Below are 18,334 nucleotides of genomic sequence, written 5' to 3' on the forward strand. Positions count from 1 at the left end.
GCACCCCGAACGGGGATCCGAGCACTCCCGTTGGGAACGGGAGTCGCTTCTTGATTTCCCATCTCGCAGACTCTACCATCTCACTTGATTGACAGGACGCCTCGCACGACAAACGACCGACGCCGAACTCACTCCCCCGCCAGAAACAGTATCGGCTCGATCGCGACTCGTAAGAGTTTGGAGGAATTTAGGATGCCGACGAGTTCGATGAACGGCAGCTCTCCCATCACGCCCGAACGGGCAGCTCGGCTTTACAAACTGCTCTCGATTCTCGCCGGCGGACCACAGGGCCGCGACCCGTTGCTCAAAAAATTGAAGATCAACGCCCGCGGCTTTTACCGCGAGTTGGAACTGCTCCGCTCGCGGGGCATCGGCGTGGACCCAGTCGGCACCAAGTACCACCTCGTCGGCGATCTCGATTCCGCCCTCGCGAAGCTGCCCGTGCCAGATTTAAAGTTAAACGTCCGCGAAGCGCTCGTGCTGGCCAAAGGCCCGACCGCGGCGCACCGGAAGCTTCAATCGCAACTCAACACGCTCCTGGGAACGACTCGTCACGCCTATTGACCTTGACCCGCCGCCGGGCAAAAGAGCATCCTCCGGGCGGATTCCCCCGGAGGTTGGTTCATGCGGTCCGTCATTGTCATCCCGGCCCGGTTCGCGTCCACCCGGCTACCCGGCAAGCCGCTCTTACGCGAAACGGGCAAGTTCCTGATCGAACACGTCTACGAGCAGGCCGCGAAAGTGCGCGGCACGCATGCGGTGATCGTCGCCACCGACGACGACCGGATTTGCGACGCAGTCCGATCCTTCGGCGGGCGGGCGGTAATGACCCGGGAAGACCACGCTTCGGGCACGGACCGGATTGCCGAAGTCGCGGCTGAGTTGCCGGACGCCGACGTGTTCGTGAACCTGCAAGGGGATGAACCGCAATTCGACCCGACGGCCGTGGAACTACTGATGAGCCTGATGCGCGACGGCCGGGCGAACATGGCGACGCTTGCGACACCCATTCGCGACCAGGCGACCTACGAGAACCCGAACGGCGTCAAAGTGGTGCGGGCCGACGACGGCCGGGCGCTTTATTTCAGCCGTAGCCCGATCCCGCACGTTCGCGATGGACAACCGGACTTCGCTTCCGGCCGATTCCTGCTCCACCTCGGCGTGTACGCCTACCGGCGGGAATCGCTGTTGCGGATCGCGGCTACCCCGCCGCACCCGCTGGAAGAGAGCGAAAAGCTTGAACAACTGCGGATGTTGGCGACCGGCGGCACGATCCGCGTGGAGGTCATCCCGGCCGCTCACCGCGGTGTGGACACGCCGGCCGATTATGCCGCCTTTGTAGAATCCTACCGCCACGACCGCTTGCGAGGGGCCGCGTGACCGCCGCCGGCCGTGATTCTGTCGACAACCGTTCTTGGTGCGATCCCCCCCGACCGATATAGTCAGCTTGGGGGGCGATTGCTGTCGGATTGGGGACGATGACCCTTTTTGCCATCCCTGGGGTCGTCGTTGGGGTGCGGTTGAATGGCGAAACACATTTTCGTGACGGGTGGCGTCGTTAGTTCGCTCGGCAAGGGCTTGACTTCCGCGTCGATCGGGATGCTGCTGGAACACCGCGGCCTCACCGTGCGCATGCAGAAGTTCGACCCGTACTTGAACGTCGATCCCGGCACGATGTCGCCCTACCAGCACGGCGAGGTTTACGTCCTCGACGACGGGGCCGAAACCGACCTCGACCTCGGCCACTACGAGCGGTTTACGAACGCCCCCCTTAACCGCGACTGCAACTACACCACCGGCAAAATCTACCAGTCGATCATCACGAAAGAGCGCAACGGCGAGTACCGCGGCAAGACCGTGCAGGTCATCCCGCACGTGACGGACGAGATCAAAGCGTGCATCCGCCGGTTGCTCGCCCCCGAAGTGGACGTGGTCATCACCGAGATCGGCGGCACGGTCGGCGACATTGAAGCCATGCCGTTCTTCGAGGCCATCCGTCAGTTCGCGCTCGAAGTCGGCAAGCAGAACTGCCTCTTTATCCACCTGACGCTCGTCCCCTACCTGAAGGCGGCGGGCGAGTTGAAGACGAAGCCGACGCAGCACAGTGTGCAGGAACTCCGCAAGATCGGCATTCAGCCCGACGTGGTGATCTGCCGCACCGAGCGGACCATCCCGCCGGAAGACTGCGACAAGATCGCCCAGATGTGTAGCATCGAGCGGCGGGCCGTGATCGAGGAGAAGGACCGCGAACACAGCATCTACGAGGTACCGGTCAGCCTGCACGGGAATAAGCTCGATGAGTTCATCATCGAGAAGCTGAATCTCACGAAGGCGAAAGCCCCGGTGATCGACGACTGGCGCGAGATGCTGACGCGGATCATCAAGCCCGCCCACGAGGTGCAAATCGCGTTCGTCGGCAAGTACGTCAAGCACCGCGACGCCTACAAGTCCGTATACGAGGCCCTCGACCACGCCGGCATCTTCCACAATTGCAAGGTACGGCTCTCGCGGATCGAGGCGGAGAACATCGAGAAGGAAGGCGCGGAAAGTCTCCTCCACGGCGTGGACGGCCTGCTCGTGCCCGGCGGCTTCGACAAGCGTGGCACGAACGGCAAGATCGAGGCAATCCGCTACGCCCGTGAAAAGAACATCCCGTTCTTCGGCATCTGCCTCGGCCTCCAGTGCGCAACGATCGAATTCGCCCGCAACGTCCTCGGCCTGACCGGCGCGAACTCGACCGAGTTCGACAAGCACACGGCGCATCCCGTCGTCGCGATGATGGACGCCCAGAAGAAGGTCACGCAAATCGGCGGCACGAACCGGCTCGGCGCGTACGACTGCAAGCTCGTGCCGGAGACACGGGCGGCGGCGGCGTACAAGGCGTCGCTCGTCTCCGAGCGCCACCGCCACCGCTACGAGGTGAACAACGACTACCGCGACCGCCTCGAAGCGGCCGGCCTCGTCATCTCGGGAACCAGCCCGGATGGCACATTGGTGGAAGTGATCGAGTTGCCGAACCACCCGTGGTTCGTGGGCGTGCAATGCCACCCGGAGTTCAAGTCGAAGCCGGTCGCCCCGCACCCACTGTTCCGCGACTTCATCGGGGCATCGCTCAAACTTCGGCAGGGCAAAAAAAAAATCGATGAAGCGAACCGCACCCGACCCGTCATCGTTGGCTGATTCACTTCACGGCGGCCAGCCAGCGGTCGTACTGCGTGCGGTTCGGCTTACAGAACCACACGACCAGTAACCCGACCGCGGCCGGGCCGAGAAGCCACTTCTGGGCCGTAAGCACATACCCCGCGACTAAAATCACCGCCGGCAGGTTGAGCAGAAACGCCCGAATTAACACCTCGGACGTGAAGCGCGAAAAGACGTCTAACTCGCCCGCCTTCGCCCTCCGAACGGCAAGCAAAGCTGTGCGGAGCGAGAACGCAATCATGCCCACCATTAACACCGCGAGACCGAGGAAGAGGTATGGCGCGGCCGGATCGGGGATGAGCGCGAGGTTCATCTTGTTGATCGAGAACACCACCACGCCGACCATCACGAACTGAACCAGCGTGAACACGGTCAGGAACATTCGCAGGCTGGTCAGTTTCGGGTTAACGTCATCGGCTATTGGCTCGGTGATGGACATGGGTGGTGTGAGTCCGAGGTCAAGGAGTAAGTGCCCCTTTCTTACGAACCGTTGGTCCGTTAGACGACGTTCCGCAAAACCAATCCCACGGGACCGGCTCGCGGTCAACGAAGGTTTTGCCAGGTCGGTGGGCTCAGGCGAACGCATACCATCGCGGATGTGGCAGCGGTCGAGCACCAAACTCTGTCAGGGTCGGTTCAGGTACGCCGACGTGGAGTTGATCAACGACTTGACCCAGAAGAATCACGTGGGCATCGTCCCGCCGTGCTTTAGGTTCTACGCCACCGCCAAACCCGATACGTTCTACTCGGCGCTTCCGCTCTCACGCGGCTGACGGGTTTTGCTCGAGATCCACCCATGTCGCTCGGGCGAAGAAATTTCCCATCCGCAGCGGCTCGTCCGGCATTGGGTCGAGGGTGTCGTTTGACGCCCGTTGGACAGCATAGGCGAGTTCCCAGACATCGCCGAGGCGCGTCCCAGCGTCAGGCCGCCCCGTCGCCCACACCCGGAGTTGCGCGGCCGACGCCCGGTAATCCTTCAAGCCGATCGCTTCCGGCATTTTGCCTTGGCCGTTCAGGGCAACGGCGAGTGCGCGAGCGGCAATCTCCGGCGTGGCGAAGCCGAGGAACGTCACGAGGGCGTACGGGTTCGGGTAGAACACGGGCAGAATGTTCAATGGCATCCAGACGCTCTCGGGGAACGTGACGCCGTTGCGGTCGGTGTAAGGCATCAGGTATGCCATTGTCACGTCATCGGGGGGTATTCAGGACGAGGCGAAGAGTGGATGGAGTGAGAGTTCGCCGTGGACATTTGCATTATTCAAAATCCTGCGGTTCGATCACTGATTTCGCCGGCCCTCGCCGCTGGCAACGACGGCGGTGACGGGGTACCGCTCCGATGCCGGCTCACGTGCGTGAGAGATCGTCTTCGCCAGAAGGGGGCGGCCCGTCAAGGGTTTTCCGGTCACTCCGGTGCCAGAGGTACTCCAGCAGCAGGCCCGAGCCGATCATTCCGCCGCCACACCAGATGAGCAGGCCGCCCCGGCCCTTCACCCCTTCTCCTAGCCACACGCCTCCGGCCACACACGCTGCCACGCACGCCATGCGGCTGGCGAGTTTCGTGGCACTTGCGGGCGGGCGGGCCATCGCGACATCTTCGACGAAGGTGTCGAGCAGGTCAAGGGCTGTCCGCAGTTCGGATGATGCTTGCCGAGGGTGGCCGGAGGACTTCCTGTTGCTCGTCGTCGGGGCAGCGGTCCATCTCCTGCCCCCCCGGCGAGTTGTCGGCGGTTCTCCCGTCGGCAACGGTGGTGGCGAAGTCACCACCGATCCCAACACGGTCCCCGTCGCGTTCTACGGTTGATCGCGAATCGTGCCGGGAGAGAGAAATGAAGATCGTCTATATCAGTGACCTATACCCCATCGTCCGCGAGCGAATGACCCGAGAGTGAAGGAATGCCCGGCGGAGGTCGTCCAATTGCCGCAGGAATAATGTGGCCGACTGCCCTTCTCTCTTGGGTAGCCCTATGGGGCTTTGCACAACGGTGGCGGTTTTCAGTACAACCGTTGTGCAGGTTCCGCATTCGTTGTGCAGCGTTGGCGAAGGGCGAAGTTCGGGTCGATGCCGAATTCGTACATCGCGTGAATCACGCACGTCAGGTTGTGACAGACCACTTTCGCAAGGCACTCCTTCGTCATAACTAGCGTCGTCTTCGACCGGAGCTATTCGCTGAACTTCCGCTTCATCGCGGAAAACGTCGATTCGATGTTGCTCCGCTTGTGGTAGTGGTTCGCGTAGTCCTCACGGTTCAAGCACATTAGGTGGAGCACCTTCTCGTATGACCCGCCAACCTTGCCCGTGGCGTTCTGCTTGAACGCCGGATAGAACTGTCCGCCGATCTTCTCCATCACGTCGCAGTTCGTCCGCGAGGCGTATGCCTTGTCCGCGCTCATTTCCTTGATGTCGAACTGTGCGGTCGTCTTCGCCGCGAGTTCGGGGAACTGCTTGGCGTCCGCTCCGGTCTTATCGGTGATCTTGCACGCGGTGACGACGTTCGTTCTGACGCCGATGGTCGCGTGTAACTTGATCCATTCTACCTCCGACTTCGGTTGGCCGTATTTCTCGTCAAACCATCTCTGGTATCGTGCCCCGGCGAACCCCGTGGAGTCGGTGGCGAACGCAGTTTCAACCGGCACGAGCGGGGCCGCACTGCGGGCCACGAAGTCGTGAAGCGTGTCCGCCGATCCGTCGCGGTCGAAGAAGTTCAACACACTGTTGAAGTGCGGAACGTGTGTCACCAACCCGGCGTTGCGGGCGTCGTCCAAGTCGCCCATGAACCGGCGGGCCGACATCGTCGATGTATACTTTGTACACCGCACAGAAAGCGGCGGCGGCGGCGGGAATTGGCTTCTGGCCCTTCCGTGGGGCGGGTTCAGGAACGGTCGAGCAGATGTCGGCAAGGAAGGCCTGGAAGTAGCGGTGTTCGTTGACTAGGCCGTGTTGATGTTCCTGAGTCGCCGTAGTCGCAGGACGCCGAACACCAAATGGACCACACCGAGGAACATCGTCTTCCGCTTCTCGTACCGGGTGGCGAACCGGCGGAACTGCTTGGCCTTGCCGAACAGCCGCTCCACCTTGTTCCGCTCTCGATACCCGTCCGGCAGGAACGGCTGGGGCTCGACCCGGTTGCTCCGGCTGGGAATGTTCGGGAACACGTCCCGGTCGACGCACGCCTGCCGCTGGTCGTCCCCATCGAACCCCTTGTCGCACACCGCCTCGTCGAAGTGCGGCACGCGAGCGATGGTGGCGTCGAGCAGCGGCTCCAACCGCGGGGCGTCGTGGGCTTGGCCCGGCAACACTTCGACGGCGAGGGCCGTGCCCTCGTCGACGGCCGCCACGAGAACCTTGGTGGTCAGCCCGCCCCGGCTGCGGCCAAGACCCTCACGGCGAGCACTTCGTGCCGCCCCGATCTTTTTTTCTTCCGCCGTGCCCCGGCCGCATGCTGGTGGGCGCGGACGACGGTGGAGTCGACCAGGATGCGGCGGACGTCACCCAGGTCGGGGTTGGCGGTCAGCAGTTCAAACAGCCGCCGCAGGCTGCCCGAGCGGGCCCACCGGCCGAACCGGTGGTACACGGCGTCCCACGCCCCGAACTCGCTCGGCAGATCCCGCCATGGGATGCCGGTCCGGGCCCAGTACAGGATTGCCTCGAAGAACATGCGGTCGGACAGGCGTGGCGGCTGGCCGCCGGTGAACTGCTTGGCCTGGGCGACGAGCGGTTCGAGGATGGCCCAGTGGTCGTCCGTGAGCAAGTACCGCACGGCGTCGTGCCTCGGAATGGTCGGGATCGACCTAAACTCTTACCCCGAACGAACACGGCTCGTCAACACGGCCTAGTGCCACCTCGCTCGGACAGCACCCGAAGATGATCTTCCTCCGGCAAGTTCTGAGACCGCACCTCTTCAATCATCTTCCGCGCATGCGACAGATACCATCGGTTGCCGAACGCGCCACAGATTCCCCCCGCAACCAGCCCAACAAAGCGGCCCAACGCGGCCGGAGGGTCGGGCCTGCGCAAGACTGCCACAAAAATAACCTCTTCGAGAATCATTTCGATCAGGATGAGGCCCATGAAGATGATCGCGGGGCGATACATTTTGCGGTAGGGGAGCCAGAGCCCGGACAGCAGTAATGCGGCCCAGTTTAATCCCTTGACCTCGCCATCGCCTTCCAGTTCCACCTGCCATTTTGAGAGGTAGTAATCCGATTTCGACCCGACGAACGCCCTGATTTCTTGCTCGGTAGGTTGGAACATTTGGGTGGGCGTCTCCTATTTTCAACCGGCCAAACGTTGCTACTGGGTCGTGCCGCGCTGTGATCCTAACGCCCCATGCCCACCCGGTCCATCAGATTTGCCCGGTTCGCCGCCGTCTGTCTTCCTGATCGCCGCGGTAAAATCACACATCTCCACGAGGCTCGCGGATGCCGAGAACGAAGGGCGTCGAGTCGGTCATCCTCGATGGCTTGTTGTGCGTGAAGTGCGGCTACCACCGCCTCCCCGCACAGTCATCCCGTCGCCAAGGGCAGCTGAGCGTTCGACGCCGGAAGTGCCGCCGGTGCGGGCACCAGATGATTACGGCGGAACACGTCATCCAGGGACGCGAGAAGGCGGATGACGCCACTCGCCCCGCTGGCTCGCGGACTCGACGATGGGCGGGTGAAAGTGCGGGCGGGGAGAGAGGCCGGGAAACGCGATTTTAGAGCGATGGGGAAGGGACTGGCCGGGCTACGGTCAACGGGTGGCCCGAGGATGTCCCACAAATTCACAAAATTTCCTGTCCAGGTCGCCCGTTCGCTGGGAGGTAAGGACGCTGAGGGGTCGTCGCCCGCCGGGCCTTCATCGTTGCCCCGTTCTATTCACCCACGCTTGGAGTGCACACCCATGAAACCACTGCCCAAACTTCCCGAGTATCCCAAACAAGGGTTCCCGGGGGAGGGGAATTTAACTGGGGACGAAGAAAAAGTCACGAGGTATGCTGGAAGATTCCCCGCAATTGTCGAACTTTGTAACAATCATCGTATTACGCACTTTACCGCCGCCACCGAGGCAGTTCGAGAGCGGATACAGCTCTTAAGGGAAGGTCTGGCAATACTCAAAGACGAGACGAAGGAGGAGCAGAAATTGCCAGAGTTGATCGACAATGACGTCAAATTGAACGCGGTGGGGTTTATGGTCGCGGCCGCCCTTAAGGACATGCGGACGGTCAACTTTTGCTACCACCAGTCCCTAAATGAAGTCCTCACGAGAGATCTTGCCCACGCGGGCGCGTGGAAGGATGGGTTCGTTACGATGCGAGCCGCGGCCAAGGCGTCCGACAAGATCGCGGCGGCCATGATCGAAAAGGTGGTGGCCTATGACTCGATGGCCACAACGCTGCTCAATGAACTCCGCGTGCGGGCCAAGATCATCAAGGGCGACAAAGCCGTGATGACACAGATCAAGGTCGTCTTTGAGAAGGGGCCGCAGATGGAAGTGAACGCCGAAGAGGCGCTCAAGGGCGTCGCCAAATCCGTAGAGGAGTTTAAGAAACTGATCGCGGAGTGGTCCGAAAACCAAAAGAAGCCGAAGGATGACAATCAAACGACCAAGACAGAAGAACTGAAAAAAAAGATGGACGACCGACTGAAAAAGTTGACCGCCGCGAGCGAGCGTTTCCGCACTCCGATGGTTAGTTTGAGGACGCTCGGCCTTAGCCTCAAGCCGATGGGCGAAAAATTGGGATCGATTCTGAAGAAGAACAAAGTTCAGACGATGATCGACAAGCTCGCAAAGAGTTACTCGGGCCTACTAAAAAAGGTAGATGATTTGCAGAAAACGATTGACGGCTTTCGCAACACCTCGACCCTGCCCGAAAATATCAAGAATCATTTGCCCAAACAATGGGATAAAACTCAGTGACCTCCGCCACCGTCATCGCCCGGCCGCCACTGGCGGCCGGTGCCGAACCAGAACGGCACGCCGGCCAACAGCATGACGATGGCGACGATGGCTGGCATGGGTGAGGTTACTCCGACGGGAAGCCTTCGGGCCTCGTGGCCTGCTCGTACATCGCCTCGTTCATCCGCCACGTCAGACGCCGAAATAGTACCCGGCGATGGGGAATCCGACGATGGCACATGCCATGAGGAGCGGAAGGCGGTCCCATCCCTGAACGGCGGCCATCGCAACGGGCCAAACGACGGCCATGGTGAGGCCCCACACCAGCACGCCATTGAACCAGATGAACCGAGAGCGGCCCTTCGCCCGTGTCGTGGCCCACCGCTTCGCCTGCTTGGGTGTCATCTCCATGGCGATGCTCCAGCGGGGGCCAATGTGCTCACTTCTTGGGCGGCCAGTAGCCGTTGAGTTCCAGATGAGCAACGAGGGCGCGAAGGCCGATGTCCTGCTTTTTGGGACGAAGAGGGTCTTCGGCGAGCATTCGCTCAAACGCCTCGCGGACGGCTTCCGGTAGTCGGATGAACAGGACACCACCGCCATCGGAATCGTCGTCTTTCGTCGATTGCTTGCGTTTTGCCATAACGGAGAGCATATCGGTAATCCCCCTAAGACAAAGAACAGCAACAGCATAGCTATCTGATATTACTCCTTCGTTTGATATTTTGCTAGCAAATATAAAAATTATCCTTGCTATTGATCGTCAGAAACGTAACAATCTGCCAAGTCGAATTTCTTTCTGGTGGGTATTCTCGCCATCCCCACACCCGCCGCCCCTTCCGCCACCCGCACGCCGGGCCGGTCGAAGGAACGCCCACGGAGACGCAACGATGTTCCTTCCGAGTGCCGGGCTTCTCGCACCTACGCGAACGCACGCGAAGCGACATTGGGCGTACCTGCCGACGCTGCCGACCGGTTCAGGTAAAAAAACTGAACCGGTCTATGCCGTGGATCCTGGTGGTACCTCTGAACCCTGTCAAGCGTAGTCTCTCCGGATTGCGGGATTTCATCCGGCATCCGATGCCCACGTCACGTCGGTTGCTGCCACGGGCCAAGTGATAAAAAAAGGCGACCGCGTGCGGCCCGCCACCCGGCGGGCCGCACCCTCGCGGAAGAGGAGGATCGTGTCGCTACTCGGACGTGGTTGATGCCCTCCGCTTCGATCGCGACTTCTTCGCCGGCGGGCCGTGGGCCTCCTCCGCGAAGGCCGTCACAGCCGGGTCGGCGTGGCCCCGCCGCTCGCCGGCCGACCACGCCGCCGGCGGCTGGCATGCCGGCAGCCCGTGCTCCCGGTACAGGTCGTTCAGCCGGCTCCCGTCCGATTCGTGCTCCGAGCGGCTCGCCGACCCGGCCTTCCGCCGGCAGTCGGTCAGCTTGTTCTTCACGACATCCAGCTTGGCGTATCGGTACGGCTCGTTGTGCTTGAGCATCAGGTACGCGATGGTCACCAGCTTGCGGGCCGTGGCGATCACCGCCACGTTGTACTTTTTCTTCTTCCGCAGCCGGCGAAAGAACGCCCCGATCGGGCCGGGGTGGTCGGACGCCGCCTGGACGGCCTGCACGAGCATGGCGCGGGTCTGCGGGCACCCGGCCTTGGTGATGCCGCCGTAGTGCCGCTTGCCGGCCGACTGCCGTAGCCGCGGGGTCAGCCCCAGGTAACTGGCCGCGTGGTCGCCGTCCGGGAACCGGCCGATGTCGCCGAGGGCGGCGAGCAGCGACAGGGCGACGCCGTGGGCGATGCCGGGCAACGTCATGAGCAGCTTGGCCCGGCCGTCGTCGTACGCCATCCCCATGAGCTGGTCGTCGATCTTCTTCAGCTCGGCGTCCACCGCGTCGTACAGCCGCAGGTACAGGTCCACGGCCGACCGCACCTCGGCCGGCAGCGCGACGGCCCGAAGCCAGGCCACCCCCTTGCGGCAGAACACGACCTTGACCGGGGGGACGACGAGCAGTTGCGCGAGCAGGCTCTGGACGCGGTTCTTGATGCGGGTGCGGTCGGCGATCACCCCGCCGCGGACGGTGGTGAGCTGCCGCAGCTTCTGGGTGGCCGCGTCCGGCGTCCAGACCGTCGGCAGGTAGTCGCACCGGAGCAGGTGCGCCAGCACCTCGGCGTCGATCTTGTCCGTCTTCACCTTGGCCTGGGCGATGGCCTTGATCTGGAGCGGGTTTCCGACGGTGACGGCGGCCACGAACGGCCGGAGGATGTCGGCTACCGCCCACGTGTTGGTGGTCGCCTCAGCGGCCAGCCGGTCGGTCGCCTGGAGTTTGACACGGGCGAACGCCTCCAGGGCTTCGCGGCGGCACTCGACGGTCTCGCGGAACAGCACTTGGCCCCGGTCGTCCAGGGCGCACACGACGAGCATCTTCTTGTGCAGGTCCAACCCGATGAACCTCATCCCGACCTCCCTTCGGCCCGTGCGTTCCGTGCCGCGAGGCCCTCGTACGGGCGGGGCCTCGCGGCACGGAACGCACGGCGGCGGTATGCGCACGCGAACCGTCCGGTCGTCGTGCTGGGACTCCATTGCGATTGGGCCGAGCGGCATCTACCTCTTCGAGCTCGCGGCTCATGCGGGTGAGCCGTAGGGGTGGTCAGTTAAAAAAACGGGCTCGCGGCCCATAGCCATCATCGACCGGCCCCAAGAAGGAACGGCCCCAAGCCTTCGGGAGAAGGCGTGGCTTCTTGCCCCACACCCGCGTGGGACATCTCATGCGGCGGTGTCCTCAACGACAACCGGCGGTTCGTAACGAGCGTGCCTCGCCGCAGCTCGCGGCGTCTGAATGGTTCATACCCGTAAAAAAACACCAGGCTCGCCCATGTCCGCCACCGCGAACACTGCCGGTAATAAACCGGCAGTGATTCCCCCTCTCGGCACGCTCCACATCGTCCAAAGTCGCGGCGTGAAGTCCTACACTCTCGCCATCGTCCGCGAGCCGAACGGCCGCCCGGTCGTCGTCTTCACCCGGAAGGCCCCGTCCGCGGACACCCACCGCGTCACGCTGGCAGACACCTGGAAGGCCGGGGTGTGTACCTTTGCCGGCCACCACTTCGCTCACCACTGTGCCCACGTTGACGCGGTGTTGTCGATGCTGGCCGCGGGCGTTCTGCCCGACCCGGCCGAGTGGCTCGCTGAACGCGAACGGGCGACCCTGATGGCGACACTTGCCGGGGCGACGAAGTCCCTCACCGCCGCGGGCCTGACCGTCGGGCCGCTGACGCCGATCACCGTCTGACCCGCCTTTCCTCCCCCTTGTGGGGGAGGGTTCACCCACCACCCCCGAATAGCGGCAACGACGGGTCGCACCGTCGCGGGGGCCTGTACGCACTTCGCGTGCGCTCGTCACATCAAAGGAGTTTTGAGATGACCACGACCACCGACGCCACGACCGAGATCGACGACAGGGCCGAGACCACCGAAACGCCGGCCGCCGCAAAGAAGCCGTTCAACGTCGAGGATGACAAGGAACTCCGCAAGCGGGGCATCCTCATCCACGACTCCATCGACGTGGACGACTGCGAGGAGTGCGAGACCTACGAGAAGGGGTACACGGCCGTCCTTCGAACGTGGTGCGGTCACGGGTGGAGTGATGGGCCGACCGGCGACGGCCGCGACGAGAACTGCCAGACCGAGGGCGTGCAGATGGGGGCGATCCCCGTGGCCTTCCCGAACGGCGAGACGGCCGTCGTGTCGGAGGAGCGGGCCTCGCACTGCCTGGACCACATCAAGCACGAGGGCACCGCCGGGAAGCATGGTACGCGACCGACACGAGCCTGCTCGGGGCCGCTGCATCGTGGCCACCGAGTTGCGGGCGGCCCAGAGTTGCGAGTGTCGGCGGATGGGCAACGTGGAGCGGGTCGTCCGCGACGTGACCGCCCTGGCCGGCGAGTTCCGCCGAGCACACAAGCGTTTCTGCGGGTGCGCGGTCTGGGCGGTCTGTGCGGTCTGGGCGACCGCCCGGCCGGCGAAGCAGAAGGCCGCAGTGAAGGTCATGAAGGCGACGGACGCCCTGGTCGCCGCGGCCCAAGAGTTAATCAAGGCCATCGCCGCCGCCGCCCCGGACGCCTACCGCCGAGAGCCGTTCGTGTCGAACATGTGGTCGCCGTGGGACCAGCCGGCCCACTTTGGCCCCCCGAATCGATGAACGAGGTCCGCAAGCGGCTGACGGCGTCCCGCCAGTACGCCAGCGAGAAGTTCGTCATCGGCGAGGGGGGCGGGTTCGACCTCAACGCCGAGTTCGTCCACGGCTGGAAGAAGGCTAACGGCTACCCGACCGCTCCCCCAAAGAAGCCGACCGCCGAGACACCCTCCGTCCCCGAACCCATCGCCTACCGAATGCAGAGCGTCGAACCGTCCGCGAACGGCACGGGCGACGACAAGCTCTGTACCTGCAACGGCGAGACCAACGGCACGCACTGACGCCGCCCGACCGTGGCCGGTACGTCGCCGGCCACATCCCCATTCTTCCCACCCCCAACACCGGAGACGCCTTCCATGTCCACCGACGAACGAAACAACCAGATCCTGTCCGTGATGCCCTGGGCGAACGATATCATCACCCGCCGGGCCGGCCAGCGCCCGGACCTCGACGACATCCGCCAAGACTGCTCCTGCGACTGCTGAAAGTCGCGAGCGGGTACAACCCAACGCGCGCCGCCCCGACGACATGGACGCACGTCGTACTCACGTCCTTCCTCTCCCCGCCGCCTCGCCCGGCCGGCCTTCCTCGGCCCGCCGCCCTCGCCGAACGCGGTCCCCATAGAGGAAGCCAACGACCCGCACGCCATCGACCCAGCCGCGGAAGTCGAACGACGGGAACTGGTGGAACTGACCCGCGTAGCCCTCGGCCGCGTCCGGCGGGAAGATCGGGAGATGATGACAGCCGTTGCCGTAGAGGGCGTGAAGCTGGCCGATCTCGATCGGGGTGTGAGTCGCGAGCGGTGCAGCAAGAGGTACGGCGGCTGTGTTGAGATGCCGCGGGGAGTTCGTGAGGCAAGGGGCCGAGTGCTGAAACTGGTTACGACATCGCCCCCGGTCACAGGATGGCCGGGGTTCGTTCATTGGTCTTTCTCAACTCGGCGACGCGGCGGCGAAAGGGGCTTACTCGTATCCTCGTGGTCGGTCTTGGCGTTGTCGGCCGGAGAACACTGCCGCGACGATGAGCGCCATCCCGAGGGCTTTGACCTGGTACGCGACGCGACCCACGTCCCCGGCGAGATTCAGGTCTTCGATGTGTTGTTTACTTCCGCGGGCAGGGTTGGTGTACGCGATCGCGTGGAAGACCGTCGGCACGACGGTCGCGGCGATTGTCATCACCGCGCCGGCCAGTGTCAGGCCCGCGGGCTTTGGGTGTCGGCCCATCTTGAAAACCGCGAACACCACAGCCGTCAGGCACACGATCAAGGTGCCGGCCTGCGACGGCAGTGCCCTCAACAGGTAGGCCCATTCCCGGTCGTTCATACGCTGCACCGCCCGATTGAGTGTCGGGATTATTGGGGGCGGGATGGTCGCGATGATGGGTAGCCGCGTCCGGCCGTCGCGTCAAGTCGATCTCTCCTCAGCGGCAGGAGCGGGGCGAGGGTTCGCCGGTAACGCCGGCCAACCCACAAGTTCGCGGCCCGCTCGCTCGGGTCAGATGGGTTGCCGGGCGCGGACTGCGGCGGTTGCCCGAGACATTGCTGGGCAGGCACTCGCCGCGTACCACGACTGCGGCCGGGAGTAGGTTGGCCGAACCCCGTCGTCGGGACCGCGGGCGGGCGGCAGGTGCAGGATATCGCGCCGGCCCGCGGGGTAGGCGTAGAATTCAGGGCCGGCCTCGCGGGAGGGAGAACAGGCCCTCGCCCGCGAATTGCGCCCCCACGGTGGAAGACTCGTTGTCAGAAATCTTGGGGGCGACGGCAGTTGCGGAATTATTTCCGTGATATTCTTTTCAGGCTGTCAACGTTGGATCCTGATTCGGCCGCGGGTCAGATTGACCCCGGCCGCTGCAACCGTGCTCCAATGGGTTTTTGTGAGTTAGCCGGAACCGGCGAGAAGTGTTTATTTTCTAGTGCCCCGAGTAGGACTTGAACCTACAACCCGCTGATTAAGAGTCAGCTGCTCTGCCAATTGAGCTATCGGGGCGGCACAATCTTTCTAGAAGCCGATTCCTGTGCTTCAAGAGTGCTCGAATGAAATTTACTCGCCGGAAGGACGCCGCATCCGGTCAGGAGGTTCGGGGGGCGTTTTCGGAATACGATGATGGGGTGAAACAAACTGCCGATCCGCCCCTCGATACCCTTTTGACAGCCGTACTCGGCGGCGACTTCGTCCGGGCGACCTTCGGCGGATTGCCGCGGCGTGACCCCGGTACGGCGTGGATTCGCGTGGTCGTCCGGCCGGTCGAAGTGCGCGGCGAGCCGCGGATTCAGTTCGAACAGTTCGAGCGCCGGCAGGCGTTCACGAAAAACGAAACGCGGGAAGAGGCCGAGGCAACGCTGCGCGGGTTGCACGCGATCGGGTTCGCCAACGTCTACGTCCGAACGCGGCATGGGGAACTCGAAATCCGGCTGAGCAAGAAGGGAAAAGCCCACGTCTCACGACGGTCGGTCGGCGAAGCAGTTCCCGACTCAGGCCACAACCGCCAGAAGGAACTGCCGTTGCCCGAGGGAAGGGCCGACCGACTGCTCGAAACGATGGGGATCCTCACCGCCGACGGACAGGTGCGGGCGAGCATGCGGCCGAAGTTCACGCAGATCAACGAGTTTCTCAAGCACCTGCAACACGTTCTCGAACCGACCGGGCTGAAGTCCCATGGACGGCCGGTCGAGATTCTCGACTGCGGGTGCGGGTCGAGCTACCTCACGCTCGCCGTTCATCACTACCTCAACCACGTTCTGGGCGTTCCGGCCACGTTGCTGGGAGTGGACGTGAACGAGAGTGTCATTCGCAAGAGCGTCGAGAAAGCCGAGCGGTTGAAAGAGGAGGGGTTGTCGTTCGCGTGCGGGCGGATCGGCGAAATGAGTACGCGGGCCGACATCGTCGTCGCGCTCCATGCGTGCGACACGGCCACCGACGATGCCGTGGCACAGGCGGTGCGGAGCGAGGCGAAGTTGCTGATGAGCGTGCCGTGCTGCCACCATCATTTGAACCGCTTACTACAGGCGGCCGGGCCGGCGGAAGCCCTGAAGCCGATGCTACGGCACGGCATCCTGCACGAGCGCACGGCAGACATTCTCACCGACTCGTTCCGGGCACTGGCCCTGCGCGTCATGGGGTATCGGGTGGACGTTGTCGAGTTCGTCAGCCCGGAGCACACGGCCCGCAACTTGATGATCCGGGCGGTTCGCACGGGACACGCCGGAGAGGTTGCGGCCGTGAGGGAGTACCGCGCGCTGAAGGAGTTTTGGGGCGTGACGCCGTACATCGAAACCGCCCTCGGCGAGCCGTTCCAGCGGTTGATGGCCGGCGGCGTGTAACAGTGCCCGGCCGAGAACTTTTCTCCTTCACCGCTTGATTCCCGTTCCACCAGTTTCTTTATTCCAGCGGTTGGTGGCCGGCGACGTGTAACAGTGCCCCGCCGAGAACTTTTCTCCCGCTCTTCGATCTGTTACACTCGGGGCGTCCCATTCTCTCCGCACCGGGAGAACATCATGCCGCGGTTCCTCATCGGCCTCACTACTCTGGCCCTCATTTTCGGCGTGAGCTTGGCCGCGCCCGTGCCGAAGACGGCGAAGCCGGTGGTTGGCGAAACGAACGAGAACGGCCTCATCACGACTCACCGAGAGAAGCTCCAACTCGCGGCGAGTTCCGAGTGGGCGAACTGGCCGGTGGCCCACGCCTTCGACGGGAAGGCGGAGACGTCGTGGTACTCGAACAACGGCGACGCCCCGCAAAACGGCAAGACGCCGACGATTACTGTGACGTTCCCCGAAGACGTTCGGATGAAGCGCGTGACCGTTCTCGGCAACCGCGACCCGCAATACCCGACCGGCTACTTCGTCCTAGAGGGCAAGTTCGAACTGCTCGACAAGGACGACAAGGTGCTGGAGACGCACGAGATGAAGGCGGCCGGCGAGAAGCACGACTTCGACTGGGTTCTGAAGAAGCTCACCACGGTGCGGGCCGTTCGCTTCACTATGACGAAGGACGAGGGGCAGACGGGGTGCGTGGGTATCGGCGAGTTTCAGGTGGAATAGCGTCCGTTACGGGGCATGTTGCGGTTGCGTCGAATTCTTGGCTACCTGTGGGCGAGTCCGAATACGCTCCTGGGATTGCTGGTGTTGCCGATGGCTCTCGCCACGGGCGGGGCCGTCCAAGTCGTGCGCGGCGTAGTCGAGATTCACGGCGGGTTCGCCCGATGGTTTCTCGCCCGCGGACTGCCGACGGCGATCCCGATTTTCGGCCCGGCCGCCGCACTGACGCTCGGACACGTCGTTCTTGGGCAGGACCGAGAGTGTTTGGATAAGAGCCGCGATCACGAACACGTCCACGTTCGGCAGTACGAGCGGTGGGGGCCGTTCTTCCTGCCGGCGTATTTCTTCGCCAGCTTTCTCGCGTGGCGGCGCGGCCAAGATCCGTACTTCGACAACCGCTTCGAGCGCGAGGCTTACGGCACGGCGTCCTGAAGTTTCGTCCGCACACTTTGCCAGAGATCACTCAGCAGCGACTGGACTTGCGATTGCAGCAGCGACGATGGGGCTAGTTTGAGTAGTCCGCTTCGCGACGTGATCTCCGCGGTCCAATCCACGTTCGTTCCACCGGCCGCGTCGTCGAACGACAGCTTCGTCATCACGCCGAGTCCGGCCCCGGCCGTGCGATTCGCCAAGGTGAATGTCACGGACTCGCCCGGTGTGCGTCCGGTGATCGCCAACTGCGATTCGAGGGTCGCGGTCGCGAACCCGAGACGGGCTTTCGCCTGCCACTCGGCTGCGTCGGCGGACGCGGACCGCACGACCGCATCCGGCACGCAAGCGGCAAGGAAAGCGGCGTCGGACAATTTCCCCGCAACGAGTGCTCTCGTGAATGGGAACGCTTCGAAACCAGAAAATCGGAGCATTCCACCCAAGTTAGCACCCGCGGTCGTTTCGTCTTCCCACGGCGGGGAAAAAATGCGAGGATTTTTTTGGCAAGATGCGAGAAGAGGGGCGTCCCGTCTCCTATACATTCTGGGTAGTCTCTTTCCCTCCGCCCGCCCCGGGGCGTCTTGCGCTTGCGAACGAACGAC

General features: G+C 63.3%; 25 protein-coding genes and 1 tRNA gene. 11 read left to right on the plus strand and 15 right to left on the minus strand.

Annotated features, from left to right (window positions below):
* The first annotated feature begins 192 nt into the window (after positions 1 to 192).
* The 3 genes from PX52LOC_RS29460 to PX52LOC_RS29470 all read left to right on the plus strand — a co-directional run bounded on the left by PX52LOC_RS29460 (position 193) and on the right by PX52LOC_RS29470 (position 3,180).
* Positions 193 to 564, plus strand: a complete 372-nt coding sequence (locus PX52LOC_RS29460; protein ID WP_149113444.1) for a hypothetical protein — start codon at positions 193 to 195, stop codon at positions 562 to 564.
* A gap of 60 nt (positions 565 to 624) precedes the next feature.
* Entirely contained in the window at positions 625 to 1,380 is a 756-nt protein-coding gene (gene kdsB / locus PX52LOC_RS29465) for a 3-deoxy-manno-octulosonate cytidylyltransferase (RefSeq protein ID WP_149113445.1), read from the plus strand.
* 144 nt (positions 1,381 to 1,524) lie between these two features.
* Positions 1,525 to 3,180, plus strand: a complete 1,656-nt coding sequence (locus PX52LOC_RS29470) for a CTP synthase (protein WP_149113446.1) — start codon at positions 1,525 to 1,527, stop codon at positions 3,178 to 3,180.
* A gap of 1 nt (position 3,181) precedes the next feature.
* On the opposite strand, the gene PX52LOC_RS29475 is transcribed toward PX52LOC_RS29470, so the two are convergent.
* The 7 genes from PX52LOC_RS29475 to PX52LOC_RS29505 form a co-directional block, all read right to left on the minus strand.
* A complete protein-coding gene (locus PX52LOC_RS29475) occupies positions 3,182 to 3,640 on the minus strand; it encodes a hypothetical protein (protein ID WP_149113447.1) in 459 nt (152 codons plus the stop codon).
* Positions 3,641 to 3,962: 322 nt separating this feature from the next.
* Entirely contained in the window at positions 3,963 to 4,382 is a 420-nt protein-coding gene (locus tag PX52LOC_RS29480; RefSeq protein WP_149113448.1) for a hypothetical protein, read from the minus strand.
* Positions 4,383 to 4,545: 163 nt separating this feature from the next.
* Positions 4,546 to 4,785, minus strand: a complete 240-nt coding sequence (locus PX52LOC_RS29485; RefSeq protein WP_149113449.1) for a hypothetical protein — start codon at positions 4,783 to 4,785, stop codon at positions 4,546 to 4,548.
* Between the two features lie 576 nt (positions 4,786 to 5,361).
* The gene (locus PX52LOC_RS29490) at positions 5,362 to 5,991 is read right to left on the minus strand and encodes a transposase (protein WP_149113450.1); all 630 of its coding nucleotides are present in this window, start codon (positions 5,989 to 5,991) and stop codon (positions 5,362 to 5,364) included.
* A gap of 138 nt (positions 5,992 to 6,129) precedes the next feature.
* On the minus strand, positions 6,130 to 6,537 hold the full coding sequence (locus tag PX52LOC_RS29495; RefSeq protein ID WP_390635774.1) for a transposase: 408 nt from the start codon (positions 6,535 to 6,537) through the stop codon (positions 6,130 to 6,132).
* Between the two features lie 14 nt (positions 6,538 to 6,551).
* A complete protein-coding gene (locus PX52LOC_RS29500; protein WP_168218752.1) occupies positions 6,552 to 6,959 on the minus strand; it encodes an IS5 family transposase in 408 nt (135 codons plus the stop codon).
* Between the two features lie 62 nt (positions 6,960 to 7,021).
* Positions 7,022 to 7,453, minus strand: a complete 432-nt coding sequence (locus PX52LOC_RS29505; RefSeq protein WP_149113451.1) for a DUF2628 domain-containing protein — start codon at positions 7,451 to 7,453, stop codon at positions 7,022 to 7,024.
* A gap of 627 nt (positions 7,454 to 8,080) precedes the next feature.
* Here PX52LOC_RS29505 and PX52LOC_RS29510 point away from each other — a divergent pair.
* Positions 8,081 to 9,097, plus strand: coding sequence for a hypothetical protein (locus tag PX52LOC_RS29510; RefSeq protein ID WP_149113452.1), 1,017 nt, complete (start codon positions 8,081 to 8,083; stop codon positions 9,095 to 9,097).
* 171 nt (positions 9,098 to 9,268) lie between these two features.
* Here the strand turns inward: PX52LOC_RS29510 and PX52LOC_RS29515 are convergent, their stop codons facing one another.
* The 3 genes from PX52LOC_RS29515 to PX52LOC_RS29525 all read right to left on the minus strand — a co-directional run bounded on the left by PX52LOC_RS29515 (position 9,269) and on the right by PX52LOC_RS29525 (position 11,529).
* On the minus strand, positions 9,269 to 9,487 hold the full coding sequence (locus PX52LOC_RS29515) for a hypothetical protein (RefSeq protein ID WP_149113453.1): 219 nt from the start codon (positions 9,485 to 9,487) through the stop codon (positions 9,269 to 9,271).
* Positions 9,488 to 9,515: 28 nt separating this feature from the next.
* Positions 9,516 to 9,728 (minus strand): hypothetical protein, encoded by a 213-nt coding sequence (locus PX52LOC_RS29520; protein WP_149113454.1) that lies wholly within the window; start codon positions 9,726 to 9,728, stop codon positions 9,516 to 9,518.
* A 535-nt stretch (positions 9,729 to 10,263) separates the two neighbouring features.
* Positions 10,264 to 11,529, minus strand: coding sequence for an IS110 family RNA-guided transposase (locus tag PX52LOC_RS29525; protein WP_168219071.1), 1,266 nt, complete (start codon positions 11,527 to 11,529; stop codon positions 10,264 to 10,266).
* A gap of 418 nt (positions 11,530 to 11,947) precedes the next feature.
* On the opposite strand from PX52LOC_RS29525, the gene PX52LOC_RS29530 reads away from it, so the two are divergent.
* Entirely contained in the window at positions 11,948 to 12,364 is a 417-nt protein-coding gene (locus tag PX52LOC_RS29530) for a hypothetical protein (RefSeq protein WP_149113455.1), read from the plus strand.
* Between the two features lie 112 nt (positions 12,365 to 12,476).
* Here the strand turns inward: PX52LOC_RS29530 and PX52LOC_RS41120 are convergent, their stop codons facing one another.
* A complete protein-coding gene (locus PX52LOC_RS41120; RefSeq protein ID WP_168219281.1) occupies positions 12,477 to 12,614 on the minus strand; it encodes a hypothetical protein in 138 nt (45 codons plus the stop codon).
* A gap of 266 nt (positions 12,615 to 12,880) precedes the next feature.
* Between PX52LOC_RS41120 and PX52LOC_RS29535 the strand changes: the two genes are divergently transcribed.
* The 3 genes from PX52LOC_RS29535 to PX52LOC_RS43490 all read left to right on the plus strand — a co-directional run bounded on the left by PX52LOC_RS29535 (position 12,881) and on the right by PX52LOC_RS43490 (position 13,752).
* Complete coding sequence (locus tag PX52LOC_RS29535) at positions 12,881 to 13,273, plus strand: hypothetical protein (RefSeq protein ID WP_149113456.1); 393 nt, start codon at positions 12,881 to 12,883, stop codon at positions 13,271 to 13,273.
* Positions 13,270 to 13,548, plus strand: coding sequence for a hypothetical protein (locus PX52LOC_RS29540; RefSeq protein ID WP_149113457.1), 279 nt, complete (start codon positions 13,270 to 13,272; stop codon positions 13,546 to 13,548). Before PX52LOC_RS29535 ends, PX52LOC_RS29540 begins: the two co-directional genes overlap by 4 nt.
* A gap of 75 nt (positions 13,549 to 13,623) precedes the next feature.
* Positions 13,624 to 13,752: a hypothetical protein gene (locus tag PX52LOC_RS43490; protein ID WP_261345043.1), complete on the plus strand. Its 129-nt coding sequence runs from the start codon at positions 13,624 to 13,626 to the stop codon at positions 13,750 to 13,752.
* Positions 13,753 to 13,812: 60 nt separating this feature from the next.
* Here PX52LOC_RS43490 and PX52LOC_RS29545 read toward each other — a convergent pair whose 3' ends face one another.
* The 3 genes from PX52LOC_RS29545 to PX52LOC_RS29555 all read right to left on the minus strand — a co-directional run bounded on the left by PX52LOC_RS29545 (position 13,813) and on the right by PX52LOC_RS29555 (position 15,252).
* Positions 13,813 to 14,190: a hypothetical protein gene (locus PX52LOC_RS29545; protein WP_149113458.1), complete on the minus strand. Its 378-nt coding sequence runs from the start codon at positions 14,188 to 14,190 to the stop codon at positions 13,813 to 13,815.
* A 39-nt stretch (positions 14,191 to 14,229) separates the two neighbouring features.
* Positions 14,230 to 14,589 carry a hypothetical protein gene (locus PX52LOC_RS29550; protein WP_149113459.1) on the minus strand — a complete coding sequence of 120 codons (360 nt, stop codon included), beginning with the start codon at positions 14,587 to 14,589 and terminating at the stop codon, positions 14,230 to 14,232.
* 590 nt (positions 14,590 to 15,179) lie between these two features.
* Positions 15,180 to 15,252: transfer RNA gene (locus PX52LOC_RS29555), tRNA-Lys, on the minus strand.
* Between the two features lie 158 nt (positions 15,253 to 15,410).
* Between PX52LOC_RS29555 and PX52LOC_RS29560 the strand changes: the two genes are divergently transcribed.
* The 3 genes from PX52LOC_RS29560 to PX52LOC_RS29570 all read left to right on the plus strand — a co-directional run bounded on the left by PX52LOC_RS29560 (position 15,411) and on the right by PX52LOC_RS29570 (position 17,735).
* Entirely contained in the window at positions 15,411 to 16,586 is a 1,176-nt protein-coding gene (locus PX52LOC_RS29560) for a class I SAM-dependent methyltransferase (protein ID WP_168219282.1), read from the plus strand.
* Positions 16,587 to 16,760: 174 nt separating this feature from the next.
* Positions 16,761 to 17,306: a discoidin domain-containing protein gene (locus tag PX52LOC_RS29565; protein WP_149113461.1), complete on the plus strand. Its 546-nt coding sequence runs from the start codon at positions 16,761 to 16,763 to the stop codon at positions 17,304 to 17,306.
* A gap of 15 nt (positions 17,307 to 17,321) precedes the next feature.
* Positions 17,322 to 17,735, plus strand: a complete 414-nt coding sequence (locus PX52LOC_RS29570; RefSeq protein ID WP_149113462.1) for a hypothetical protein — start codon at positions 17,322 to 17,324, stop codon at positions 17,733 to 17,735.
* Here the strand turns inward: PX52LOC_RS29570 and PX52LOC_RS29575 are convergent.
* On the minus strand, positions 17,717 to 18,274 hold the full coding sequence (locus PX52LOC_RS29575) for an SRPBCC domain-containing protein (RefSeq protein WP_149113463.1): 558 nt from the start codon (positions 18,272 to 18,274) through the stop codon (positions 17,717 to 17,719). The two genes, PX52LOC_RS29570 and PX52LOC_RS29575, sit on opposite strands and share 19 nt — an antisense overlap.
* Positions 18,275 to 18,334: the final 60 nt, after the last annotated feature.

This window comes from Limnoglobus roseus (assembly GCF_008254045.1).
GTDB lineage: Bacteria > Planctomycetota > Planctomycetia > Gemmatales > Gemmataceae > Limnoglobus > Limnoglobus roseus.